This window comes from Clostridium polyendosporum (assembly GCF_018332455.1).
Taxonomy (GTDB): Bacteria; Bacillota; Clostridia; order Clostridiales; family Clostridiaceae; genus Clostridium_AY; species Clostridium_AY polyendosporum.
Genome location: NZ_BOPZ01000001.1, coordinates 205,298 through 232,284, shown reverse-complemented (window position 1 = coordinate 232,284; position 26,987 = coordinate 205,298). Strand labels below are relative to the sequence as shown.

21 protein-coding genes and 1 pseudogene are annotated in these 26,987 nt (G+C 31.4%); 7 read left to right on the top strand and 15 right to left on the bottom strand.

All coding sequences use genetic code 11. The features are described from left to right. Positions 1-8 precede the first annotated feature (8 nt). From CPJCM30710_RS00960 to CPJCM30710_RS00945, 4 genes are all read right to left on the bottom strand, one after another. Positions 9-1,883 (bottom strand): ABC transporter ATP-binding protein, encoded by a 1,875-nt coding sequence (locus CPJCM30710_RS00960; RefSeq protein WP_212902291.1) that lies wholly within the window; start codon positions 1,881-1,883, stop codon positions 9-11. Beyond that, positions 1,880-4,105 carry an ABC transporter ATP-binding protein gene (locus CPJCM30710_RS00955; protein ID WP_212902290.1) on the bottom strand — a complete coding sequence of 742 codons (2,226 nt, stop codon included), beginning with the start codon at positions 4,103-4,105 and terminating at the stop codon, positions 1,880-1,882. Before CPJCM30710_RS00955 ends, CPJCM30710_RS00960 begins: the two co-directional genes overlap by 4 nt. A gap of 101 nt (positions 4,106-4,206) precedes the next feature. Further along, the gene (locus tag CPJCM30710_RS00950) at positions 4,207-4,638 is read right to left on the bottom strand and encodes a MarR family winged helix-turn-helix transcriptional regulator (RefSeq protein ID WP_212902289.1); all 432 of its coding nucleotides are present in this window, start codon (positions 4,636-4,638) and stop codon (positions 4,207-4,209) included. A gap of 211 nt (positions 4,639-4,849) precedes the next feature. After that, positions 4,850-7,777: an insulinase family protein gene (locus tag CPJCM30710_RS00945; RefSeq protein WP_212902288.1), complete on the bottom strand. Its 2,928-nt coding sequence runs from the start codon at positions 7,775-7,777 to the stop codon at positions 4,850-4,852. Positions 7,778-8,138: 361 nt separating this feature from the next. On the opposite strand from CPJCM30710_RS00945, the gene CPJCM30710_RS00940 reads away from it, so the two are divergent. Then, the gene (locus CPJCM30710_RS00940; RefSeq protein WP_212902287.1) at positions 8,139-8,579 is read left to right on the top strand and encodes a GtrA family protein; all 441 of its coding nucleotides are present in this window, start codon (positions 8,139-8,141) and stop codon (positions 8,577-8,579) included. Positions 8,580-8,776: 197 nt separating this feature from the next. Here the strand turns inward: CPJCM30710_RS00940 and thiI are convergent, their stop codons facing one another. The 3 genes from thiI to CPJCM30710_RS00925 all read right to left on the bottom strand — a co-directional run bounded on the left by thiI (position 8,777) and on the right by CPJCM30710_RS00925 (position 12,119). Next, positions 8,777-9,931, bottom strand: a complete 1,155-nt coding sequence (thiI, locus tag CPJCM30710_RS00935) for a tRNA uracil 4-sulfurtransferase ThiI (protein WP_212902286.1) — start codon at positions 9,929-9,931, stop codon at positions 8,777-8,779. Beyond that, on the bottom strand, positions 9,928-11,073 hold the full coding sequence (locus CPJCM30710_RS00930) for a cysteine desulfurase family protein (protein WP_212902285.1): 1,146 nt from the start codon (positions 11,071-11,073) through the stop codon (positions 9,928-9,930). The genes thiI and CPJCM30710_RS00930 overlap by 4 nt, the downstream gene beginning before the upstream one ends. Before the next feature lie 392 nt (positions 11,074-11,465). Continuing rightward, complete coding sequence (locus CPJCM30710_RS00925) at positions 11,466-12,119, bottom strand: HD domain-containing protein (protein WP_212902284.1); 654 nt, start codon at positions 12,117-12,119, stop codon at positions 11,466-11,468. A gap of 185 nt (positions 12,120-12,304) precedes the next feature. Between CPJCM30710_RS00925 and CPJCM30710_RS00920 the strand changes: the two genes are divergently transcribed. From CPJCM30710_RS00920 to CPJCM30710_RS00900, 6 genes and pseudogenes are all read left to right on the top strand, one after another. Beyond that, positions 12,305-12,523: a PspC domain-containing protein gene (locus CPJCM30710_RS00920; protein WP_212902283.1), complete on the top strand. Its 219-nt coding sequence runs from the start codon at positions 12,305-12,307 to the stop codon at positions 12,521-12,523. A gap of 514 nt (positions 12,524-13,037) precedes the next feature. Continuing rightward, positions 13,038-13,517: pseudogene (locus CPJCM30710_RS17985) on the top strand (ECF transporter S component); the annotation flags it as partial. Continuing rightward, positions 13,506-13,790, top strand: coding sequence for an ECF transporter S component (locus CPJCM30710_RS18185; protein ID WP_407644966.1), 285 nt, complete (start codon positions 13,506-13,508; stop codon positions 13,788-13,790). The pseudogene CPJCM30710_RS17985 and the gene CPJCM30710_RS18185, both read left to right, overlap by 12 nt. Positions 13,791-14,129: 339 nt before the next feature. Further along, positions 14,130-14,312 (top strand): alpha/beta-type small acid-soluble spore protein, encoded by a 183-nt coding sequence (locus CPJCM30710_RS00910; RefSeq protein WP_212902281.1) that lies wholly within the window; start codon positions 14,130-14,132, stop codon positions 14,310-14,312. 224 nt (positions 14,313-14,536) lie between these two features. After that, positions 14,537-16,381, top strand: coding sequence for an ATP-binding protein (locus CPJCM30710_RS00905; RefSeq protein WP_212902280.1), 1,845 nt, complete (start codon positions 14,537-14,539; stop codon positions 16,379-16,381). Further along, positions 16,359-16,946 (top strand): response regulator, encoded by a 588-nt coding sequence (locus CPJCM30710_RS00900; protein ID WP_212902279.1) that lies wholly within the window; start codon positions 16,359-16,361, stop codon positions 16,944-16,946. The genes CPJCM30710_RS00905 and CPJCM30710_RS00900 overlap by 23 nt, the downstream gene beginning before the upstream one ends. A 70-nt stretch (positions 16,947-17,016) precedes the next feature. On the opposite strand, the gene clpB is transcribed toward CPJCM30710_RS00900, so the two are convergent. The 8 genes from clpB to hemC all read right to left on the bottom strand — a co-directional run bounded on the left by clpB (position 17,017) and on the right by hemC (position 26,927). After that, a complete protein-coding gene (clpB, locus tag CPJCM30710_RS00895) occupies positions 17,017-19,617 on the bottom strand; it encodes an ATP-dependent chaperone ClpB (protein ID WP_212902278.1) in 2,601 nt (866 codons plus the stop codon). Positions 19,618-19,781: 164 nt separating this feature from the next. After that, positions 19,782-20,477 carry a L,D-transpeptidase family protein gene (locus CPJCM30710_RS00890; RefSeq protein ID WP_212902277.1) on the bottom strand — a complete coding sequence of 232 codons (696 nt, stop codon included), beginning with the start codon at positions 20,475-20,477 and terminating at the stop codon, positions 19,782-19,784. 227 nt (positions 20,478-20,704) lie between these two features. Beyond that, positions 20,705-21,169, bottom strand: coding sequence for an aminoacyl-tRNA deacylase (locus CPJCM30710_RS00885; protein ID WP_212902276.1), 465 nt, complete (start codon positions 21,167-21,169; stop codon positions 20,705-20,707). A gap of 111 nt (positions 21,170-21,280) precedes the next feature. After that, on the bottom strand, positions 21,281-22,066 hold the full coding sequence (locus CPJCM30710_RS00880; RefSeq protein WP_212902275.1) for a sirohydrochlorin cobaltochelatase: 786 nt from the start codon (positions 22,064-22,066) through the stop codon (positions 21,281-21,283). A gap of 102 nt (positions 22,067-22,168) precedes the next feature. After that, complete coding sequence (gene hemL, locus CPJCM30710_RS00875; protein ID WP_212902274.1) at positions 22,169-23,446, bottom strand: glutamate-1-semialdehyde 2,1-aminomutase; 1,278 nt, start codon at positions 23,444-23,446, stop codon at positions 22,169-22,171. Between the two features lie 144 nt (positions 23,447-23,590). After that, positions 23,591-24,559 carry a porphobilinogen synthase gene (hemB, locus tag CPJCM30710_RS00870; protein ID WP_212902273.1) on the bottom strand — a complete coding sequence of 323 codons (969 nt, stop codon included), beginning with the start codon at positions 24,557-24,559 and terminating at the stop codon, positions 23,591-23,593. Next, positions 24,552-26,030: a uroporphyrinogen-III C-methyltransferase gene (cobA, locus tag CPJCM30710_RS00865; protein WP_212902272.1), complete on the bottom strand. Its 1,479-nt coding sequence runs from the start codon at positions 26,028-26,030 to the stop codon at positions 24,552-24,554. The genes hemB and cobA overlap by 8 nt, the downstream gene beginning before the upstream one ends. 24 nt (positions 26,031-26,054) lie before the next feature. Next, on the bottom strand, positions 26,055-26,927 hold the full coding sequence (hemC, locus tag CPJCM30710_RS00860) for a hydroxymethylbilane synthase (protein WP_212902271.1): 873 nt from the start codon (positions 26,925-26,927) through the stop codon (positions 26,055-26,057). Positions 26,928-26,987: the final 60 nt, after the last annotated feature.

The window sequence follows — 26,987 nt, the reverse complement described above, 5'->3', positions numbered from 1 at the left end:
TTATTCCATTATACAGCGTGAGTAAACTGACTGTTATAAAGTTCTGCATAGAAACCGCCTTTTTCAAGAAGTTCCTTATGACTCCCCTGTTCAACAATATCTCCGTGATTCATAACAAGTATTAAATCAGCATCACGAATTGTAGATAATCTATGAGCTATAACAAAACTTGTTCTTCCTTTCATAAGGTTGGTCATAGCCTTTTGTATATAAACCTCTGTTCTTGTGTCAACACTGCTTGTAGCTTCATCAAGAATTAAGATTGAAGGATCTGCAAGTATTGCACGAGCAATAGTTATAAGCTGCTTTTGTCCTTGTGATATGTTTGAAGATTCCTCATTCAGCATCATATTATAACCATCTGGTAAAGTATGCACAAAACTATCAACATGCGCTGCCTTTGCTGCAGCAATAACCTCTTCATCAGTTGCATCAAGACGGCCATATCGAATATTTTCCATAATAGAATCATTATAAAGCCAAGTATCTTGTAAAACCATACCGAACATTGAACGTAAATCACTACGAGTAAATCCTCTTATATCATTATCATCAATCATGATTGTACCCTGGTTTACATCGTAGAAACGCATTAAGAGTTTAACCATGGTAGTTTTACCTGCCCCAGTAGGACCAACAATTGCAACCTTTTGTCCTGTTTTAATAGAAGCTGAAAAGTCATTTACAATTATTTTATCAGGTTTATATCCAAAGTGAACATTCTTAAATTCAACCTTCCCCTCAACTCTTTCAAGTTTCACAGGATTAGAAGCTTCAATGACTTCCTCTTCCTCTGCTAAAAACTCAAATACACGTTCTGCTGAAGCAGCAGTTTGTTGTAGTATATTAGATATATTAGCAAGCTGTGAAATCGGCTGTGTAAAAGAACGTACATATTGAATAAAGGCCTGAATATCACCAACTTCAATAGTTTTTTTAGCGGCAAGCCATCCTCCTAAAATACATACTGCCACATAGCCTAAATTACCTACAAAGAACATCACAGGCATCATAATACTTGTTAAAAACTGTGACTTCCATGCCACACCAAAAAGTTTATTGTTCAGTTCATCAAACTGATTAACACTCTTTTTCTCACCGTTAAAGGCTTTCATTACAATATGGCCTCCATACATCTCTTCCACATGGCCATTTAGGTGTCCTAAATAATCCTGCTGCTCTTTAAAGTATTTCTGAGATTTCTTTGCTATAAATATGATAAACATCATGGACACAGGCAGCATACACAGTGCAACCAGAGTCATCAATCCGCTTATGCTGACCATCATAACTAAAACACCGATTACAGTTGTAACTGATGTAATGATTTGACCTAAGCTTTGGTTAAGTGTCTGGCTAAGAGTATCAACGTCATTAGTAACACGTGATAATACCTCACCGTGATTTGTGCCATCAAAATACCTAAGTGGCATACGGTTAATCTTTTCTGAAATCTCCTTTCGTAAGTTATAACTTACTTTCATTGATACACCAGACATTATCCAACCTTGAATGTAGCCAAATAATGCACTGATTATATATAAACCTGCAATTATAAGAATTATTTTTTCAATATAATCAAAATCTATATTGCCTGTACCAGCGATTTTTGCCATAACACCTTCAAATAACTTTGTTGTAGCTTTACCTAAAATTTTAGGTCCTACTATAGAAAATACGGCACTAGCAGCAGCAAATATGAATACAATACTTATTGATAATTTATAAACACTTAGATACTCGATAAGCTTTTTCATGGTGCCTTTGAAGTCACGTGCCCTTTCACCACCATGTATCATACCACCTGGACCACTATGGCCACCCATGAATCCTCCTCTGTCCCTCTTAGGAGAAGGTGTTAATCTTTTATTATTTTCACTCATGCTAATTCCTCCTTTGAGAGCTGTGATAAAGCAATTTCCTGATAAGTTGAGCAATCTTTCATAAGTTCCTCATGAGTTCCCATTCCAACTATCCTTCCTTCATCAAGAACTATTATCTGCTCAGCATTCCTAATTGTTGAAATACGCTGAGCAACGATGAGAACTGTACTTGAGGCTGTTTGGTCTTTAAGTTCTTTTCTTAATACTGCATCTGTCTTAAAGTCGAGAGCAGAGAAACTATCATCAAATATATAAATCTTAGGTTTCTTCACAATAGCGCGGGCAATTGATAACCTCTGTTTCTGTCCTCCTGAAACATTTGTCCCGCCCTGTGAAATTTCACTTCTAAAACCCTCTGGCTTTTCATTGATAAACTCCATGGCTTGTGCAATTTCTGCCGCTTTCTTTATATCATCATCTGCTACATTTTCATCAGCATATTTTAAATTAGATTCAATAGTACCTTTAAATAGGGAACCTTTCTGAGGCACATAGCCAATTTGAGTTCTCAACTCATGCTGTGTAACTTCTCTTATATCAACTCCATCAATAAGAATTTGTCCATTTGTTACATCATAAAAGCGTGGAAGCAAGTTTATAATGGTTGACTTACCAGCACCAGTAGAACCAATAAATGCCGTTGTTTGACCTGGTAAAGCTTTAAAGCTTATCTCCTTAAGCACATCTTCCTCTGCACCAGGATATCTAAAGGATACATCCCTAAATTCAACTACACCTTTAACATCTTTATTAAAATGCTTAGGCTGTTCTGGGTCTAAAATAGTAGGACTTATCTCTAAAACCTCAGCAATTCTCTGTGCTGATACAGAGGCTCTTGGTATCATAATAAACATCATAGACATCATTAAAAATGCGAATATAATTTGCATAGCATATTGCATAAATGCCATCATATCTCCTACTTGCATGCTTGAATCTGCAATTCTATGTGCACCCACCCAAACAATTAGCACTGTAACACCATTCATTATGAGCATCATTAATGGGAACATTACTGACATTACTCTATTTACAAAGAGATTTGTCCCTGTGAGCTCATTGTTTGCCTTATCGAATCTCTCTTCTTCGAACTTCTGAGTATTGAAAGCTCTTATTACCATCATTCCTGAAAGATTTTCACGAGTAACCAAATTTAATCTGTCAACAAGTTTCTGAATCAACTTAAATTTTGGAAGTGCAACCCAAAATATAGTTCCAATCAAAACTAAAAGAACTATTACAGCCAGCGCAATAATCCAAGACATAGATGAACTCTTGTTAATAGCCTTAAGAACTCCACCTACCCCCATAATTGGTGCATATATTACCATTCTTATCATCATAACAATAGTAGTCTGAATTTGCGTAATATCATTAGTAGTTCTTGTTATCAGTGAAGCAGTAGAGAATTTATCAAATTCTGTACTTGAGAAGCTCTCAACCTTTGTAAATACATCTCTACGCAAATTTCGAGACATGCCTGCAGCAGTTTTTGATGCTAAAAAGCCCACAAAAACAGTAGCTACTGCACTTACTAATGACAAAAGAAGCATAACCGCTCCCGCTTTAAGTATATAATTACTTTGTATTTTATCTGTATCCATTCCTAATGTAGCATACTCAGCTTTAATTGAATTGGCAGCAGCCTGATTAATCATGTTGTCACCTAAAGCAGTAAATTTCTTGTCTATATCCTCAGTTATCTTTGAACGCTGTTCCATAGGTAGCTTTGCTAAAATAGCAAATAGATCTGTATTAGCTGGAACTTTCATCCCATTTAAAGAAATTACTCCATCCTTTGCATCAGCTTTCATCTTTTCAATTCCAGAAACCGCAAGGAAAGCTTTGCCCATTACAGGATTCATCTTATCAATTTCTGATTTATCAACATCATTTAATACGTAAATAGGCTCTTTCTCTAGAGTTGGATAATCTTTAACGTACTTATTATAATTTTCACTTGATTTATTAATCAATGTATAATTGTTAATAACCTCTTCTTTATCCTCTGAATTCATAAATAATGTTAATTTATCCATTTGACTTTGCCTTACTGCCTCTGGTACAGAATTTATAATACCGTTTTGTTGGATACCCTTATTTACTATATTAGACATATAGTCAGGTAATGAAAGGTCGCACATCGCCTGAACAAATAACAGTATTATTGAGACAAAAATCAAACCAATAAATGGCTTCAAATATTTAGCTAATTTAAACATAAATTATCCTCTCCTGTTAGTTAATGCTGTTAAAATTAATTTATTAATTTATTAAAAAATATATAAATCCATATTGAATTAAGGATTGAACTTATATATCTTTAATCACTCAAAAGTCTTTTGAGAGTATTAAGTCCATCCATTATTTTATTAAGGTCCTCTGGAGTACCCTTACTCATTATTTTTTCAATCTTTTCTTCTGCTCTCCTATGAAAGCCATTATGCATTTCTTCAAATTTAGGAGATAGACTTACATATACAACTCTTCTATCTTCCTTACTTCTTATCCTCTCAACAATTTCCTGATTCTCTAATCTGTCAACAATGCCTGATATAGTACTGTTTGATAAACTAAGTTTGTCACTTAATTCACTTATTTTCATCTTTCCAAACCGACTTAAGGTTCCAATCACCATGCCCTGAGGGGCAGTAATACCAAACTCCTCAAATCCCTTAGTCATACTTTGTTTTAAAAGCATAGCAACTTCGCTAAGAAGTTTTGCTACCTCTAAACTTTTCTTCACTTCCTTCATTTGTTCACCTTCTTAAAATAATTTACTTGGTAAAATAACAATAAATTATATTTCGTATACATATATTTCGTGTACGAAATAATTATAACTCTTGTTAAATTGTGGTGTCAAGTATCTATCTTTCTGGAAAATGTACCTTATTATAAATGAGCATAATAAAAAGAGCTGTCCAAATAACTTTATGGACAGCATCTATAGCTTTTTGATTCGTTTATTCTATAACCTTCTTTAACTCATTAAATACATCAGTATTTTCCTTAAGCTTACCTTCATTGCCAAGAACACAGATATAATTCTGCTTCATCAAATCTCTTGCCAACGGAGCAAAAGCTTTTATAGTATTAACCTCTACAGAAAGCACTTCTTCTCTCTCTTTTTGTAAGTCATCTTGAGTGATATTACTTAAATAGTAACTTGCAGATACTTCACCTTTCATGCTATTGGTTAGTGGATGGTCAAGCTTTCTTATTGTACCTATTATATATTTACTCATTTCTCTTTCATCAGCTTCAAACTGATTTAGGTAATTTTCTACTCCATCATAAACTTTTAGTGTTTCTTTAATATTAGGATCTCTGTAGGACACAATATAGGCTCCTCCGTCTCTCCTGAAGTTTGCAAATACTCCATAAGCTCCACCCTTAACTCTTACATTGTTCCATAGATAGTCAAAGCCCAAAATACTTTCAAGGATATTTAATCCTCCACTATATTTATAGCCATCATCTAAATAGTTTCCGCCCTTAGCTACATACTGTACATTTCCTTGAGTTAAAAGTCCTTCATTTTTATGCCCAAGGTTAAAGTTATACTGTTTATAGCTTACCTTATCGCTACCTAATGAACTAAGTATTATAGGAAGAACTTCTTTAATATTCATATATTCCTCTTTATCACAAGAGAAACTTACTATTATATTATTCTTATTAAAAATACATTGAACTGTATTCTTTAAATTAGAAATTACTTCTTCTTTCTTTTCTTCAAATTCCATTTCTAGCTTGCTCAAGAAATTATAATAACTTAATCCTAATAACTCTTCATCATATGCACCCTTAGATGAGCTATAGGATAAAACCTTTCTTAATGCTATTCTATGTCCGTTATCGATAAGTCTTCCTTCTATCCTTGCTTTTATTTCTTTTATAAGTTGGAACAATCTCTTATCATCATCAAAATTAGAATTTTTAATTATTTCCGCTATAAGCTCTCCAGCCTTTTTTAGATTACTCATAAGAGCTTTCGCATTAACAATGAAATAAGGATTAAATTCTCCTTGTTTTCCACTTATTGAGTAACTCATGGGATTATAATTTATACCTCCAGTGTGTATATTGATCTGGTTTGATAAAGTTCCATAGTTATAGCTTGAAGTACTAATCTTTCCAAGAACATCTGACAACAATCTGATATAATGAATTAAAGATTGTGGTACAGCCTTTGTATTAAAATATAAATTTAAATAACCTATTTTGTTAGTAGCTAGCTGATGATATAGTATTTTTACTCTATCTTCTTCTTTTACCTCAAGTGGAAGCACCTCTGCTTTTTTATCTATATCACTTAAAGAAAGTAGCGGTATTACAGCTAACTTTTCTGGTGAATCTGGTGTACTCTGTCTTTCTTTAAGCTTTTTACCCTTTTCTATAATTTCTTCAAGTTCTTTTTCCGAAAGTGAGGCTTTTATACTGTTAAGTTTTTCTTTTAATTGAGCTGCTTTCTTTTCATTTGCCCCTTTTTCTGGTTTTAGCACTACTAAAGACGAATGTGAATTATTTAATATATACTTTTCAATCAGCTGTTCAAAATAGTTAGTTTTTAAAGCTTCCTTAATCTTATCAAATAACTTATTATATTGAAGGTTACTAAATGGATCTCCTTCATATAGCCAACTATCCATCATTCTTATATAGTAAACCAATCCCTTTGGATAGCCTTCAAAGTCTCCTTCTCTTAGTTCAAATTCAGTTTTATTTATAGAAGCCTCTATAAGCTCCTTATTTATTCCCTTTTCTACGAGATCCCTAAAGGTTGAAAATACAACCTCCTTGAACTCTTCCTTTTGCTCCAGATTGCAGTTTTTAGCTATGATAGTAAAGATAGGCTGCTTTATTGAACAGTTAAACTCGCCACTTATTGCTTTTCCAATTCCCTTATCTAAAAGAGCTTTCTTTATAGGGGCAGCAGGTGTCTTTAAAAGAAGATGAGTAAGAATCTCAAATGCCAAGTAAAGCTCACTATCTTTTGCTTCCCCTACAACAAAGTTTAGATTCAAATAAGTCTTATTTTCTAAACTATCATCTTCAGAAATTCCATAAACGAATTCATGCTCTTTAATAGCACTAAAGGGCTTTTCAGTTTTTATTGCTGAATCTACATTTATCCTATCAAAATCCTTTAAATAGTTATCATTTATAAATTGAAGTTCTTTAGTTAAATCACCATTACCGTATAGAAGGATATAACTGTTAGAAGGATGATAATATTTTTTATGAAATGCAATAAAATTTTCATAAGTCAACTCTGGAATTACCTCTGGATCTCCACCAGAAGATTCTCTATATGCTGTATTTGGAAACAATGTTTTTGGTACATTTCTATAAAGCAATGAGTCTGGAGAAGAATATGCACCCTTCATTTCATTATAAACAACTCCATTATAGGTTAACTCCTCATTTTTACTCTCTAAGTTATAATACCAACCTTCCTGCATGAAAATTTCTGGGTACTTATATATGTTTGGATATAGAACTGCATCAAGATAAACATCCATAAGGTTAAAAAAGTCCTTTTCATTTCTTGACGCTACTGGATATATGGTTTTATCCGGAAAAGTCATTGCATTTAAAAAGGTGTTTAGCGATCCTTTCAAGAGCTCAACAAAAGGCTCTTTAGTATCAAACTTCCTTGATCCACATAAAACTGAATGCTCTAAAATATGAGGAAGTCCAGTACTATCAGTAGGTGGTGTTCTAAAACCTATTGAAAATACCTTATTATCATCATCATTTAGAATTTTTATAAGTCTTGCTCCATTTTTTTCATGTTCAAAAACATACCCCTTAGCATTTATCTCCTTAAGTTCTCTTTCTTCTATTAACTTAAATCCATTATAAATATTATTAATATCTAGCTTCATTAACTTCACTCCTTTTGTATAATTTAAAAGTTCTTATTAATATAGTAAGAAATTCCATAAAACTTTACAATCTTTTCTAAACATATTAATAATTAAATCTATTTATTCTATTAATAGTTCCTTAAAAAATAACTTATTTACATTTCTTTTAATATGATTTCCCCCTCGGGATAATAAATACCATCTATTTTTATACTATAATTTCTATATTGTTTTTCCGTACCAACCTATAAAAACAACTATATATACCTCCTTCAGTTATCCCCTCTAATCAATGAGTTCATTTATAATTATAGTAAACTTGCATTATAATGAAAAAAAAGGTATATTTAACATAAGATTATTACTAGGAGTGTTACAAATGATTACAGAAAAAAAGTACTCTATTAATTCATTAGTACAATTCATTACCTATACAATGATCGGCACTAGCAATGTACTTATTGATATAATAGTTTTCAATTTGTTTTGGGCAATAACAGGACACTATGCTGGGAAAATTAATTATTTATTTAAAATAGTTTCCTTTGCAATTTACTCAACTACTGGTTATTTATTAAACAAGAATTTTACCTTTAAAACAAAAGGAAAACCATCCTCATATTTTCAATATATTACTCTTTTGGCATTTCTATCTTTTTTAGATGCGGTAATGATAGCTAATCTTACCATTCACAGACCTTTTGGATTAGACAGACGTATATGGGGTAATATTTGCGTTCTTTTAGGTGCCATGGCTACTGGAATAATTGGATTTGCAATAAACAAATTTTATATTTTTAAACATAAAAGAAGCTCATAGTATTGTATCTATGAGCTTTAATATTTATTAAATTTTACTTCTTTATTATTGAGGTTGAAACTCTTTCCCTTACCACTCTACTGAAATTGATTATATTAAATAAACCTTAGCAGGTATCGAGCCTATTAAAGATACACAGATTAAATCAGATTTTACTTCGTAAAATGACAGCAAATTACAATAGTATTTTCGATTAATTAAAATTTATAAAATTCCATAGTTTCGATAGCTTTATCCACTAATTCATCTATATTTAAATTGCTTTCTGATTTTCTTATTTCCTCTAACCTCGGTTTAGTTTTAGGATGCTTGGGTACAAATATAGTGCAGCAATCCTCATAAGGAAGAATTGATGTCTCGTAAGTTCCAATTTCCCTTGAAATATCCATGATATCTACTTTATCCATAGCTATCAAAGGTCTAAACACAGGTCTATCTGCTACATCTGTGCTAACTATCAATCCTTCCATTGTCTGTGAAGCAACTTGACCAATACTTTCTCCTGTAGATACTGACTGTATACCCTTTAATTCAGAAAGCTTACATGCTACTCTCATCATAAATCTTCTCATTATTATGGTAAGTTCATCTTCTCTGCAATTTTCTATAATTGCCATCTGAATATCTGTAAAAGGTACCACAAAAAGATTAATCTTTTCAGTGTATTTCCCAAGAATTTTAGCCAGGTCTTTTACCTTGTCCTTTGCTCTTTCTGAAGTATATGGATGACTGTGATAATAAACACAGTTTAACTCCACCCCTCTTCTTGCCATAAGATACCCTGCTACCGGTGAATCTATACCTCCTGATAACATAAGCATTGTACTTCCATTCATTCCATATGGAAGGCCTCCTACAGCTTTAATCTTATCCTTATTAGTAAATACATAAGCAGCATTATCTCTGATTTCCACAACAACCATGCACTCAGGATTATGTATATCTACAGAAATATCACTTAAATGATGAAGTATGTATCCACCTAAATCTCTTGAAACTTCCATTGAATTCATAGGGAACTTCTTATTAGCTCTATTTGTTTCAATTTTAAAAGTTTTTGCTCCACTTTCTGTTACCTTTTTTAAAGCTTCTTCCTTTATGGTATTTAAGTCTTTTTTAACTTGAGTTACTATACATATTTCCATAACGCCAAAAACTTTCTTAATTCTCTCACAGACTTCATCCAAATCAGCAGTCTTAATAAACCATCTTCCCTGATCCTCAAGAATATCGAATTCTATTCCTTCAAGCTTTTTAATAATATTGTTCTTAAGCTTTCTTTCAAACTTCCCCCTATTTAATCCCTTTAGAAATATTTCTGGAGCATATTTAACTAATATCAATTTATTCATATCTTTACTCTCCTTAAAAATAATAATGATTGCTTTAAGTTTTCTATTACATAATCTACTTCCTGTATGGTGTTATATGGAGAAAGACTAAATCTTATAGCTCCACTAATCTCTTTTTCACATAAACCTAAAGCATTTAATACATGACTTCCCTTTGATACTACTTGCTTTGAAGAACATGCTGACCCTGGCGAAACGTAAATATCCTTTTCCTCTAACAGATGAAGAAGTACTTCTGCTCTTATTCCCAAAAAAGATATATTTAAAATATATGGAGATATTCGTTCATCTAAAGGACTATTTATTCTTATATCCTTTATATCACTTAATTTTTTTATAAAATACTCTTTCAATCTTTTAACTATATCTAAGTTCTGCTGAAGGTTGTTACAAGTAACTTCTGCAGCCTTTATCATACCCATTATTGCTGGAAGATTTTCTGTACCTGATCTTAACCCTTTTTCTTGCCCTCCACCAGTGATTATAGGAGTAAGAGAAAGTCCTTTTCTTAAATATAAAAAACCTATTCCCTTAGGCCCATGAATTTTATGACCACTTACAGAAAGCATATCTATATTGCTCTTTTTTACATCAATTTTTATCTTTCCATAACTCTGAACGGCATCTACATGAAACTTAGCTCTATGACTTTTTTCTTTTATCATCTTACCTATTTTTTCTATATCCTGTATAGCACCCATTTCATTATTTACGTGCATAATAGAAACAAGCACCGTATTCTTTGAGATACTTTCCTCAAGCTGTTCCATATCTATTTGACCAAATTCATCTACATCTAGATAAGTTATTTTAATACCAACCTTTTCAAGTTCTTTACAGGTGTTTAAAACACTTGGATGTTCAAATCTTGAAGTTATGATATGATTTCCTACCTTAGTTATTCCTCTAATTATTAAGTTATTACTTTCACTTCCTCCTGAAGTAAAAAAGATTTCTTCCCTAGTACAATTAATAGTACCTGCTAGCAGCTCTCTACTATGTAAAAGCTTTTTTTCGCATTTTATGCCTAATTTATGAAGAGATGATGGATTTGCATAATACTCTTTCATCCCTTCCGCTACTTCATTTATAACCTCATCTAAAGGTATTGTAGTAGCACTATTATCAAAATATACATTCACTTTTCTCACCCTTTCGGTATAAAGATATACAAATTCAATTTTAAAAAACTTTAGAAAATAATCTAGACTTTTAATGCGTTTTATAAAGTTATAAATCCAATTATGAACGTGTATATCTGCATAATTATTATTCACACTTAGAGAATTAATAATACAAACGTCACCAAGAGGGCATATAATTCTCAAAGCAAATCAATTTTACACAATATTTTCCTATCTTTCAACTTTGTATAGTATATTTATAAATAAAAAATTTAATCCTTAATAAATTTTAGAAGAAAACATCCTAACTTTCAATACTTTCTACGAAATACTACTGTAACCCCTTATGAACAGTTTCTACGTAAAAAACAGAAAGGTTAGACACCCTTCTGTTTCAATCTTTTATAGTATTAACTTTTATAAGAATAGTGGTTATACTTATACTTTGTTGATGAAGACACTTTATCTAAAAATAAATTTATCTTTTCATATACTTCTTTTGTTTTATCTTCATTCATTTCCCCTCTCGCAAGTTTATCACAGAGAGAAAGTAATCCAACTTCCTGTACCGAGGAGTTTTCTGCCATTCTGGAAATCTGTGCAAATGGTAATTTCTTTGTAACATAAAGACTCTGCATATGCCATCTTACCAATCCTTCTACTTTTTCATTAAAGTTCTGCTCCTCTGAAAACTCTCCTAAGAATTTTCTCGCCATCTCTGCTCCTACTGAATCGTGATCGTAAGACGTCCATCTGCCATTCCTTTTTACAGTAGTTGTTCCTTTACCAACATCATGAAGTAGTGATGCCCACATGAAACTTTTTGCATCTTCGCTTAATGACCTTCTTTTTGCGGCTTCATCAACGACCATCATAACATGGTTCCAAACACTTCCTTCTGGATGAAACTTCTTTTCCTGAGGAATATTCTGTAGATCTCCAATAATATTAAAGGGTTCTTGATCTAGCACTCCTTCATTCTTTAACTTATTTAAATACGTTGATGGTCTTTCATCTTTTAATAAATGCTCTTCTATATCTTTAAAAAGCTCCTTTTTATCCATAGTTTCACCTCAACAAAATATAATATAATTTATTATTCCCCCAATATACTCAATTCACTATCCAATAATTTATTTTATTAAAAATCTTCTTCAATCTAAAATTTATATTATTTTAAGTATAAAGGATATATTTTTATTATTATTCTACTATAAATAAAATAAGATATTATTTAGGAGGTTTACCTATGACTCAATCAAAAAAGCTCTATAAAATTCCTGAGCAAGGCATGGTCTCAGGCGTATGTGCTGGATTATCTGAATACTTTGATATGGATGTTACAATAGTTAGATTATTATGGGTTTTGGCAACCTTTATAGGTGGTTCAGGAATTCTAGCATATATTATATGTGCAATAGTTATACCAAAGAAAACTGATGTTATTGATAACAATAATTTTTATTAGTGAATATAAAAATGTATATTAAATAAACTTTATAAGATAGATTCTGAAAACTTAAAATTTAATTTATGAAATTATTTATTATAATAAAATTAAATATTACCTAACAGTGTGTCTACTAAATGCCTTATTACAAAGGTATTTTATTAGACACATTTTTTATATCAAATAATTGATAGTATTAACAAAGATACACAACTTAACTCATTAAATAATTCATGAAAATAGCCTCGACATGCAATGATTTTTCTAAGCATATATAATTAGTTATGAAGTTGTGTATCTATATACTTTTTAGAATATTTTTTTCTTTTATAAAAATCTAGTCATAAACATTATATATAATCTTATATTGTAAATCTCAAATAATTATTTAGTTAAAACCTATTGATAAAAATTATGGACGTGCTACAATACAGATGTCAGTATTCATTTGAAACTGAACTAAAAAATTATGGTTTTTATTTCAATAAAACCGAATTATATCCTAGTATGGAATAAGAACGGAGGAATTAGAATGGAAAGAGAAATTCAATCAACTAAATTAAAAGTAAGACAACTAGTGATTACTGGTATGCTATCTGCTATTTCTATTTTTTTAGGATTAACTGGATTAGGTTTTATTAAAATACCTCCAGTACAAGCAACAATTATGCATATTCCAGTAATTATCGGTGCTATAATTGAAGGCCCAATTGTGGGAGCATTTATTGGATTATGTTTTGGTTTATTTAGTATGTATCAAGCTTTTACTGCACCTACGCCAACAAGTTTTATATTTTGGAATCCAATAATTGCATTGCTTCCAAGAATTCTTATAGGTGTTGTAAGCTATTATAGTTATATATTTATGAAAAAAGCAATAAATAAAAATGCTAAAGTATCTGGAATAACTGTTATTCTACTATTTAGCTTTATGCTATATCTTGTATTTAGAACATTCTTTGGAACTGTACAGAGTACTATTATTGGAGCATTAGTTTTTATAATATTATTAGGATTATTCTTTAAATTTAATGTTAGTGAAAAAAATTGGGTACTTACTATAGGAACTGCGTCAATTTTCGGTACTTTAGCTAATACTATTGGAGTATTAAGCTTAGTACATTTAATTTATATAGAGAGATTTGCAAATGTAATTAAGATTTCTCCAGATAAAGCTGGGAAATTTATAATTGGTATAGGTATAACCAATGGAATTCCAGAGGCATTAATCTCTGCTATAATAACAATGCCTGTAGTTATTGCAGTCTTAAAAATCAGAAAATAAGATTTAATAGGCATCAATCCTATTAAAGTTGTGTATCTATAGCTTGAGTCAGACTTCACTTCGTGAAATGATAGCAAATAAAGATGTAGCTAATTAGGTTATAAGCATATTGAAAAAAATTAAAAACTACTCATAAAAATACTCTTTAGAGTAAAACTATTAAAGCGAGCTTTTTATTAAGTAATAATTATTGTCCTTAATTTAGTAATATTTATACCTTTTTCCTCCATTAACTACTTTTCTATAGTGTATTAAAATTTTATATGCACAAAATAATAATGCAAAGCAAGAAATGCTTAGCAAACTAAAAATAATTAACTTACAAAGGAGGAAAATTGTATGGCACAAAAATTAGTTCCAGAAGCAAAACAAGGTTTAGCAAGATTTAAGAATGAAGTTGCAGGAGCATTAGGGGTTCCATTTACTGATTACAACGGAAATCTTACTTCAAGACAATGCGGAAGCGTTGGTGGCGAAATGGTTAAAAGAATGGTTCAACAATATGAACAAGGTCTTAAATAGATAGTATATGACTCAAGCTTAGGCTTGGGTCTTTTTAAATTAACTTATATTAATCTAAAATGTCTACTTGAAAAAGAATCTTATCTTTATAAATATAACTAATTATAATAAACTATTAAAAAATATCTCCCTTTTTCTAAATCATCCTTATTCTTTCTTAGACTTCTTTAATTGAATATATACGTAATAATTAATATACTAGCTTTGAAATGGAGAGAAAAAATATGAAAAAAAGCTTAAGATATAAATTCTTTAATTTATTTTTTATGTTAATTTTAGTTAATGCTATAATAGGCGTGACTTCTTTAATTAATCTACGGAATATTAGAACATCTGTTGATACCTTAATGAGCCACAACTATGAAAGTATAAATGCATCAAATAAAATGCTTGAAGCAATAGAAAGTCAAAATTTAGATATTATTACTTATATTGATTATCCCGAAAAAGATACTCTAGAGAATTTTTATAAGACAAATGATAATTTTTATAAATATTATAATTTTCAACTTAATAATGTAACAGAACAAGGTGAATTTGATGTAAATAAAAAAATAGGAGATAACTATATAGCTTTCCTTAATGCTTTTACTCATTTGGTAGAGGTTAGAGAGAGTAAAGGAAAAGAAAGTGCACTTTCAATTTATGTTAATGAACTTCATCCAATTTACTTACAACTAAGAAATACGGTAAAAACTATATCAACTATTAATGAAAAAGCAATGTTAGAAAAAAGAGATGCCATAAAGAACACGGTACAATATTCTACAAATATTATTTTTTTACTTTGTACCTCTTTAACTCTATTAAGCTTAATACTATCTATTAGATATATAAATAAATTTTTAAAACCTATTTACCTACTCCACAACAATATAATAAAAGCAAAAGAAGGAAACTTTGATAATATAGCACAAATAACCTCAAATGATGAAATAGGAACTTTAGCTGAAGAATTTAATAAAATGAGTGAAAAAATAAGTGAATTTCAACACAGCACTCTTGGGAAATTAATGGATGAAAAAAATAAGTCTCTTGCTATAGTAAAAAGTATTTCAGATCCTGTTATAGTTCTAGATATTAACTATAGAATAATGCTACTAAACGATGCATGTGAGGACTTCTTTGAAATAAAGCAGCATGAAGTTATTAATAGACATATATTAGAGGCTATACCTAATGGAAACCTCTTTGATTTTATTTCAACGATTATGGATAATAGTGTAGAAAAAGATAATAAAATAATGAGCTTTAAAAATGATTCAATAACATTTAATATAAACCTTTCATTAATAAGAGATAATAAAGAAGTAATAAACGGCATTATTGTATATCTCCAAAATATAACTGAGATAAAAAAAATTGAGAAACTTAAACATGATTTTGTTTCCTCACTATCTCATGAAATAAAAACTCCTCTAACATCAATAATGATGGGAGCAAGCCTTTTGGAAGATTCTTCTTTAATGGAAAATAAAAATTATAATAAAATTATTTCAACCATAAGTGAAGATAGTGTCAAACTTCTTAATTTAATAAATAATTTTTTAAGAATCGCTCAAATAGAGTCTGACAAAGCAATATTAACCATAAATGAGTGGCATATATCTTATGCCATTGAAAGAAGCATAGAAGATTTTACCACATTAATTGAGAAAAAGAATATAACTCTTTTAGTAAACATCGAAGAAAAGCTTCCTAAAATATTTATTGATCTAGAAAAGATATGCTGGGTGTTAAATAATTTACTATCTAATTCTATAAAATACACTAAAACTAATGGAACAATACAAATATTAGCTCATAAATATGGTAACAATATAGAAATTAGTATTAAGGACAATGGTATAGGAATTTCCTCAGAGAACATATCTAAAATCTTTAATAAGTTCTTTAGAGCAAATAATGAAGAAGAAGGTACGGGATTAGGGCTAGCACTTTCAAAACAAATAGTTGAGCTGCATAACGGACAAATATATTGTGAGAGTGAATATGGTATTGGAAGCACATTTACAGTTTTACTACCAATAAATAGGGGGGATAAATTTGAGAAAGGTATTAGTTGTTGATGATACAAAAAATATTAGAGAAATGCTTGTAACTTATTTGAATATGGAAGGATATAAGGTTTTCCAAGCTATAAATGCTAATGAAGCATTAGATATAATTAAAAACGAAGATATTTCTATAGTTTTTACAGATATAAAAATGCCTGAAGTTAGTGGAACAGAGCTTCTTAGATTAATAAAAAAACATAATAAAAGTATAACTGTTATAGTAATGACTGCTTTTGGCACAATTAAAAATGCTGTAGAATGTACTAAACTAGGCGCTGCTGTCTATCTTCAAAAACCTTTTACTATTAAAAGAGTTAAGGCAGTACTTGACGAAATTATAAAAAAGGATTCTCTTAAAAATAATATTTCAATTCATATAACTCTTGCTAAGAAACTTCTTGGAGAAGGGGAACTTGAAAAAGCAGAGGAAGTATTGAAGAAAACTCTTGTTCTTAAAGATGATTGTGCAGAAGTATACTTTCTAATAAGTAAACTTGAATCCCTAAGAGGAAATAACGAAAAGGCAGAAAAATTCCTTAGAACTTCTCAGATTTTTGGATACAGTCCACAAGAATAAAATGACTATATGTAGACTGAATTAATGATTAAAAATAAAAGAGTGTGTAGGCAATCCTACACACTCTTTATCATATTCTCTCTATTGTAATATGCTCATCTTTTCCGCTAACCTCTATAGTGCAGCCATCATAAATCTCACCAGCGATAATCTTTCTTGCTATGTTGGTTTCAAGGATATTTTCTATATATCTTTTCAGAGGTCTAGCTCCATAAATTGGGTCATAACCTTCCTGAGCTAATAATTCCTTTGCACTTTCTGTAACATTCATCTTTATGTTTCTATCACTTAATCGCTTCTGTACCTCTTCAAGGAAGATATCAATTATTTGTTTTATACCCTCATTAGTAAGAGGTCTGAACATAATTATATCATCTAACCTATTTAGGAACTCCGGCTTAAATCTTCTTTTCATTTCTGCCATTACATCTTCCCTAATGTTCTCATCTATTCCTTGGTGTGATTTATTTTCAAGAAGATAACTACTCCCTATATTAGATGTCATTATTATAATACAATTCTTAAAATCAACAGTTTTACCTTTATTATCTGTAAGTCTTCCATCATCTAATATTTGAAGGAATACATTAAATACATCTTCATGAGCTTTTTCTATCTCATCAAACAATATTACTGAGTATGGTTTTCTTCTAACTGCTTCTGTTAATTGTCCTCCTTCCTCATAACCTACATATCCTGGAGGAGCACCTATTAACCTAGATACTGAATATTTTTCCATATATTCACTCATGTCGATTCTAATAATATTCTCTTCACTATCAAATAATGTTTTTGATAATGTCTTTGCAAGTTCAGTCTTACCTACTCCAGTAGGCCCTAGGAATATAAAAGAACCTATAGGTCTTCTTGCATCCTTTAGACCTGCTCTTGCTCTTATTACAGCATTTGAAACACTTGTTACTGCATCCTTCTGTCCTATAACTCTTTTCTCAAGCTCATATTCTAATCGTAAAAGTTTTTGTCTTTCTCCTTCTACAAGCTTAGATACAGGTATTCCTGTCCATTTAGAAACAATTTCTGATATTTCATTTTCTGTAACTTCTTCCTTTAGAAGGGCTCCTTTATAGTTTTCCTTCATAAGCTCTTCTTTTTCTTTAATCTTAACTTCAAGATTTGGAATTAATCCATATTTAAGTTCAGCTACCTTATTTAAATCATACTCTCTTTCATATTTCTCTATCATTCCTCTTGCTTCATCAAGTTGTGTTTTCAGATTTCTGATTTCTAAGATTTGAGCTTTTTCTTTTTCATATTTTGCTGTCATCTCATCATTATTACTCTTAAGTTCAGCTAATTCCTTTTCAATAATACTTAGTCTAGCTTTTGATGCTTCATCCTTTTCCTTTGAAAGAGCTTCTTTTTCTGTTTCAAGCTGGAACATCTTTCTCCTTACCATATCTAATTCTGTTGGAAGTGAATCTATTTCACTCCTAATCATTGCTCCAGCTTCATCGATAAGATCTATAGCCTTATCTGGAAGGTACCTATCTTGGATATACCTATGAGAAAGTTTTGCAGAAGCTACTATGGCAGAATCGTGAATTCTGATTCCATGGTGTATTTCAAACCTCTCCTTAAGTCCTCTTAAGATAGAAATAGTATCATCTACTGTAGGTTCATCTACTATTATTGGTTGAAATCTTCTCTCTAGAGCTTTATCCTTTTCTATATACTTTCTATATTCATCAAAAGTTGTTGCTCCAATACAGTGTAACTCTCCTCTTGCTAAAAGAGGCTTAATTAAGTTTCCAGCATCCATTGCTCCATCAGTTTTCCCTGCTCCAACAATGGTATGAATCTCATCTATAAATAAAATTATCCTTCCATCACTATTTTGTACTTCCTTTAATACGGCCTTAAGTCTCTCCTCAAATTCTCCTCTATATTTAGCACCAGCTATTAAAGCACCCATATCTAAAGAGAATATTATCTTATCCTTAAGACCTTCAGGTACATCTCCTCTTACAATTCTTTCAGCTAACCCTTCAACTATAGCCGTTTTACCAACACCAGGTTCCCCTATAAGTAGAGGGTTATTCTTTGTTCTTCTTGAAAGAATTCTTACAGCTCTTCTTATTTCATCATCTCTTCCTATAACAGGATCTAACTTATGCTTCTTAGCCAATTCCACAAGATTTGTACCATACTTTGTTAAAGCATCATAAGTGCCTTCTGGATCCTGTGTTTCCACTCTTTGATTTCCTCTAACCTGCGATAATACTTTTAGAAAGTCTTTTTTATTTATATTAAACTTTGTTAATATTTTTCCAGCTACTCCACTATAATCAACTTCCATAATAGCAAGCATCACATGCTCGACGCTTATAAAAGAATCCTTATACTCCTTGGAAACACCCTCAGCTTTTACTAAAACTTCTTCTATTCTTCTAGTTGCATACACACCTGAAGACTGAGCACCTTCACCTAAAACCTTTGGCATTTTATCAAGCTCAACATGTATTTCATTTCTTAATCTCTTTAAATCTACTGCCATTTTTTGAAATATATTAGGAATTAATCCATCATCTTGATTTACGAGAGATGAAAATAAATGAATTACATCCACCTGCTGATGATTATATTTAACTGCCGTAAGTTGTGCATCATTTAAACTCTGTTGTACTCTCAAAGTCATTTTATCAATATTCATACACATTACCTCACTTTAGCTTTTTTCTTTGTTTTTATGATAATACAAAAGTCAAAGAAAGTCAAAGTCTATTTTAAAAAAATTACGCTAACTTTAAAGATAGCGTGACATATGCTTTTAAACTATTCAAAACTCATTTATAGACATTACAAAAGATTTAAAGTTTATTCAAAAAATTGAATTTCAAGTGCTAAGCAAAACTCTTTATCTACATCATGGGTTAACTTCAGTCTTTTATCTTCTCTAAACTTTATGACTGACTTTTTCATTTCTTCACCGTATACCCCATCTAATGCACCAGTATAATAATTTAATTCTTTAAGTTTTCGCTGTATATAATAAACGTCTGCTCCACGATCACCAGGCTTTAAACTACGACATCCTCTATGAAAAGGTCCATTAGGTCCCGCATATATAACTACCCTTGTTCCATAGTTCACCATTTGATATAATTCTTCAATATCATCATTAAGCATCCTGATACATCCATGGGATTCTTCTTTTCCTATAGAATGAGGCTTATTCGTCCCATGTATACCATAATGTCCCCAAGGAACATTTAATCCTAACCATCTCGTACCAAATCCACCACTCCATTCACCTTTGCTAATCACACGCCAACATCCTATTGGTGAAGGAGTATCGCTTTTTCCACTGGCTATCCAGTATTGCTTCAATATTATATTCTTATCTGTATCTATAAGGTATAATTTTTGCTCTGTCAAATCTACAAGAATACTTATATTTGATTTTTCTTTAGAATGTTGTAAATTATACAGAGTATTTCCATATGAATTTATATTTTTCGTACAAAGTATACTAAGACACAAACAACATAATAGTACAATCTTTTTAAACAAGTTCTCACCACCTAATTTTAGCAAATATAATACAGCATTTAGTTGAATAATTAGTGATTTATAACAGTAATAACAAAGTTATTATTTGTCTACATAAATATAAATTATACAAATTTTCAAACTGTACTTTAATGACAAGTTTCTTATCTGCTACCATTTTCCAAAGTGAAATCTGGCTCAAGTTTAATAGGCTCGATGCCTATTAAATTTTATCTCCTATATCCCTGCTATTTCCTTACCCTCAAAATTAGTGCATTGTTTACTCTTTGCAATTCCTTTGTTGATATTTTTACTAGTGAATTAGGAGAACCACCACCAGTAAACACAACTTCTTTTTCCATAACTTTTGAGTCTATTATAAAGACAGCATCATATCCAAACGAAGGAACTCCTCCACACGGATATCCTGTTTTTTCAAGAACCTCTGTTTCAGTTGCAATCCTTAGAGTTCCAATGTTTAATACTTTGCCAACTCTTGATGTACTAGCTCTATCTTCACCTTTTACTATTGCAACAATTAAGTTATTACGTTCATCTATCATACATATATTTTTCACAAAATCTTCTGGTAGAGCTCCAACAGCACTTGCTGCTTCCCGTACGGAATGGCATGATACATTAAACAATAACTGTTGTGCTTCTATACAATTATGTTCTATGAAATCTCTAAGTTTTTCTTCGTACTGTTTCATATTATACCTCCCTAAAATATACATATACTCAAATAATAAGTGAGACTTTAGTATTATCATTATTACATAGAAAAAATAGTTATTATAAGCAAATTACTAACGACCTATTTATCATTTATTTTTGATACTTTCTCTTATACTATTTATTAAAAAGTCATGAAAGTCATCAATCTCTCCAAGTCCCCTAAGCTTAACCTCTACCTTAAATCCTTCAAGTTGTAAAATACTTTTCCATGAGGTATCTATGGAAGATGCCATATCTCTTTTTGCATGGTAACCTGCTACAATAAGAAGTGGTGCAAGTATAAGTTCCTTAATCTTATCCTTTTTTAAATTCTTAATGATTTCATAAATTGAAGGAGTTCCTTCTACTGCTCCAATATATATATTGTTTAATCCAAAGGCTTTAAATGAAGCAGATAAATCTTCATAACAGATACCTGATAAACTTCTTGTTCCATGCGCCATAAAAACCAATGGTTTATCTGTTGGTATTACTTCTTTTATGCTTTCAATAAAATTAAAAGTTCTTTTTTCATCACCAAATACCAGTGCTGATTTTCCTAATACTATTTTTTTTAGATTGCTTTTTGTTTTAAAACTTTCTACAGTATTTTTAAGCATTTCATACTCAATTCCGCACAGTATATACAATGGCTGTACTATAAGCTCCTCAAAACCTTGCTGTTCAATATAATCAAGGGTCTCCTCTGGTGTAGAAACTACAATGTTATACTTCTCTTTAAGCTTTGAGATAATTCTAGATGAAGAAAAGGCTCTAAATAATTGATAATCTTTAAATTCTTCTCTAACCTTCTCTTCTATTTTATCAATAGAAGTTCTTAATGCTTCTATATCTGAAGTACCATTACTAACTATCAATATGGCTTTTTTCACACTTCCACCCCTATTTAAAAAATTATAAAATTAGAATTTCAGAAAAAGCTTTTTATAACGTAAACTATTTCCTGAAATTCTCTATAGGTAAACTTATTCAATCTAATTATATTGAAAACTTCTAAATATCTCTAGAAACTTTTCAATATCTTCTTCACTATGCTTTACAGAAAGAAACATAGCTTCATATTGTGAAGGTGGAATATTAAAACCATTCTTTAGCATATGGGTAAAGAATTTCTTAAACACCTTAACATCACAGCTCATAACATCATCATAGCATCGTACTTTATCTCTATTTGTGAAAAAAATAGTCATCATTCCGCCACATCTGTTTACTACTACAGGTATGTTTTTTTCTTTTGATATAGATTCAATACCACTTTGAAGCATCGCTCCTAGTTTTTCTATTTTTTCATAATATTGAGGATTGTTATGAAGCTTCTTTAGAGTAGCTAATCCTGCTGCCATAACTATAGGATTTCCTGACATTGTACCAGCTTGATATACTGGTCCTAGTGGTGAAAGCTTTTCCATTATATCTTTTCTTCCACAATAAGCACCACAAGGTAATCCTCCCCCCATGATCTTTGCATAGGTTACTAAGTCAGGCTTCACTTTAAATAAACTTTGAGCTCCTTTATAATTCACTCTAAAACCGCTCATTACCTCATCAAATATTAATAAGGTACTATACTCATCACATAGAGCTCTAAGCTCTTTCATAAAGCTATCTTCTGCCTTTACGACACCCATATTTCCTGCTACTGGCTCTATTATTACTGCTGCTAAATCTTTTCCGTACTTTCTAAAAACTTCTCTAATATTTTCTATATCATTGTACTGTCCTATCAATGTATTTTTAATGCTCTCTTGAGGTACACCAGCACTTCCTGGAATTCCTTCAGTTAATAACCCTGACCCTGCACTTACTAAAAATCCCTCAAAATGACCATGATAGCATCCAGCAAACTTTAATACTTTATCTTTTCCTGTATAGCCTCTAGCAAGCTTTACTGCACTCATGGTAGCTTCCGTTCCTGAATTAACCATTCTTATCATTTCCACATTATCAAGAGTTGTGCACATATGCTTTGCTAACTGAAGTTCTAGCTCTGTAGGTGCTCCAAAAGCAATAGCAGTTTCACAGGTTTCCTTAATTGCATTAACCACATCCTCATCACAATGACCTAAAATCATAGGTCCCCATGCCCCTACAAAATCAATATACTTGTTTTCTTCTTTATCGTATATATAAACTCCCTCTCCCCTGTTAATTACTGGTGGAGTAAGTTCTACATCCTTGAAAGCTCTTACTGGCGAATTTACTCCTCCAGGCATGTATTTTTTTGATTCCTCAAAAATCTCAAGGTTTGTCATAATATAATTCCTCCTGGTATTCCTTATACTGCACGCAGCAATTATCAATTACTGCGCTCCTGGTATTCCTTATACTGCACGCAGCAATTATCAATTACTGCATTCCTTATATATTTCTCTAATTCTATAACGGAAATATTAATTCTAGCGTTCCATAAGCCATCTTGACGCTTCTAAAGCATAATAAGTTATTATCATATCTGCTCCTGCCCTTTTAATAGAAAGAAGCATTTCTAAAGCAATAGCTTTTTCATTTATGTATCCTAGCTTTGCTCCAGCCTTTATCATTGAGAATTCTCCACTTACACTGTATGCTGCCACTGGATAGTCATATCTATCCTTTGCCCACCTAATAACATCTAAATAAGATAAAGCAGGCTTAACCATTATTATATCAGCACCTTCTTCAATGTCTGATTCTATTTCTCTCATAGCCTCTCTTAAGTTAGCAGGATCCATTTGATAGCTTTTTCTATCACCAAATTGAGGAGCTGAATCTGCTGCCTCTCTAAATGGCCCATAAAATGCAGAACTATATTTTGCACTATAGGACATGATTGATACATGCTCATATCCATTTTGATCCAAAACATCTCTTATAACTGCTACTCTCCCATCCATCATATCAGAAGGAGCTACCATATCCGCTCCAGCCTTTGCATGTGAAAGTGCAACTTTTCCTAACATTTCAAGAGTTTCATCATTATGAACCTCTTGACCATGTAGAATACCACAATGCCCATGACTAGTATACTGACACATACATACATCTGTGATAACCCAAATCTCTGGAGATAACTCCTTTACCTTCCTAACTGCTTTTTGAACTATGCCATTTTCTGCAAAGGCAGATGAACCACATTCATCCTTATGAGAAGGAAGACCAAAAATAATTACTCCTTTTATACCACACTCTAGTACCTCTTTTACTATTTCATGTACTCTATCCACTGAAACATGATAGTTACCAGGCAGTGATGAAATTTCCTTCTTAACATTTTCCCCTTCTATAACAAAAATTGGATAAACAAAGTCTTTAGGAGAGAGAATAGTTTCTCTAACTAAATCTCTTATAGCAGAGGTTTTTCTTAATCTTCTATGTCTTCTATACATTATTTCTTTCCCTCCATACTCTTTCAATTTCTCTAATAATCCCCTCTTCACTATGCTCCTTACACTCTATAGCAAAAATTCCGTTCCTTTCAAGCTCTGTATAGGTTATCGGTCCTATAGCTATAGAAATTTTATCTTTAATAGCTTCTATACCAACTAACTTTATCATATTCCTTACTATCGAAGGGCTAGTAAAAGTTACGATGTCTACATCCTTAAAGCTATTAGTATTTCTTAATTCTCCGCAAATAGGCTCGTATATATGAACTCTATCTACAATGCAGTTTAACTTAGCAAGTTCATCTATTAAATAACTTCTTGACTCCTTTGAGCAAGGAATTAATATCTTATCTCTTTCTTTTACAAGAGGCTTAATAGCTTCAAACAAGCTTTCTGTGACAAACTCTTTAGCCATGATGGAAGGAATTACACCTCTATCCTTTAATGCTTCTGAAGTAGCATTTCCTATAACTCCAAACTTAGCCTTTATATTTCTAATATCTATTTCTTTCTTCTTTAAATAATCAAAGAAAATATTTACTCCATTAACAGAGGTTAATACTATAAAGTCATACTCTCCCAATTTATCTTTATAACCTTCAAGCTCCTTTGATGTATCTTTTATTTTTATAGCGTTTATCTCCGTTACTTCAGCACCAAGTTCTCTAAACTTAGTCTTTAATCTAAAGGACTGTTCCTTTGATCTAGTAACACAAATATTTAGTCCAAATAAAGGTCTTTGCTCAAACCAATTTAACTTATCATGTAAAGATACCACATCTCCAACCACTATAATACAAGGTGATTTTAGAGCCGCTTCCTTTGCTTTTTGAGATATATTTTGAAGAGTTCCTACTACTTTTTTTTGCTTTGATGTAGTTCCTCTCATTATTACTCCACAAGGAGTGTTTATATCCTTTCCATGAGAAATAAGAGATGAACATATATAATCTATATTCTCTAGGCCCATTAAGAATATAAGAGTTCCTTCTTCTTTTGCGACACTTTCCCATTTTATTTTTAAAGATGAACCACTCATACCTGTTATAACATGAAAGCTTTGAGATATTCCCCTATGAGTTGCAGGTATACCTGCATAGCTCATTACTGAAATAGCTGAAGTTACTCCTGGAATAACTTCAAACTCAATACCTTCATCTAGTAGTGCAAGCGCTTCTTCTCCCCCTCTTCCAAAAACGTAAGGATCTCCACCTTTTATTCTACCAGCTACATGCCCTTCCTTAGCAAGTCTTACGAGCATTTCATTAATTTCTTCCTGGCTTTTATAGTGACATCCTGGTTCCTTGCCACAATAATAAATCTCACAGTCTTCCTTTAAATAATTAAGAACGTTATTTCCTGCTAATCTATCATATAAAACTACAGTACACTTTTCCATGGATTTTATTGCTTTTAAGGTTAAAAGTTCTTCATCTCCTGGACCTGCACCTATTATATATACCTTACCCATTATATCCTCCTAAAAATAAAAGATCTATTTCTTCAGTACCTTTTGTGCTAAAGTCTCTCCAAGCTTAATTCTATCTTCCCTATTACCAGTTATATCTTTTTTAACAAGCTTATCTCCTATTTGGAATGTTCCTATTAAATAAATATCATCTCCGTGCAGTTCCCCGTAAGCTCCAATAGGTGAATGGCACCCTCCATTTAGCGCCCTCATAAAGCTTCTCTCAGCTTCTACACAATGCCTTACATCAATATTATCAATCCCTCTTAGAATTTGTCCTTCTTCATTATCCTTTAGTATTTCAATTCCTAGTGCTCCTTGACCAACTGCTGGTATAAAATCAGAGGGATTAAAATAATTTGTAATTATGCCTTCCATGCCCATTCTTTTAAGTCCAGCTGCTGCTAGAATTATTCCATCCAAATTCTCCTTTTCTATCTTTTCTATTCTTGTCTGTACGTTACCTCTTATCGGAACTATATCTATATCTTTTCTTAAAGACTTAAGTTGAGCACTTCTTCTTATACTGCTTGTTCCAATCCTTGCCCCTTTTGGCAAATCAAAAAAACTTAAACCATTCATAGAAACGAAGGCATCTCTCACATCTTCTCTTGAAGGCATAGCCGCAATCTCAAAACAATGCTCTAAAAAGAATGGAACATCCTTCATGCTGTGAACTGCACAATGAGCTTTTCTTTCCATAAGTGCAATTTCAATCTCCTTAACAAAAAGTCCCTTTCCTCCTATCTTATCTAAGGTTACATCCAACCTCTTGTCACCTTCAGTGACAACTAAGAGTTTCTCACTTTCAAATCCAAAATTCTCTTTAATCATACTCATAACAAGCTCAGTCTGCGCTTGAGCCAGTTTACTTTTTCTCGTTGCTATAATTAGATTCACAAAAATCTCCTCCAAAAATCATTACTAAAAAGTCCATCTTATTAAGTAATATAGATAAAC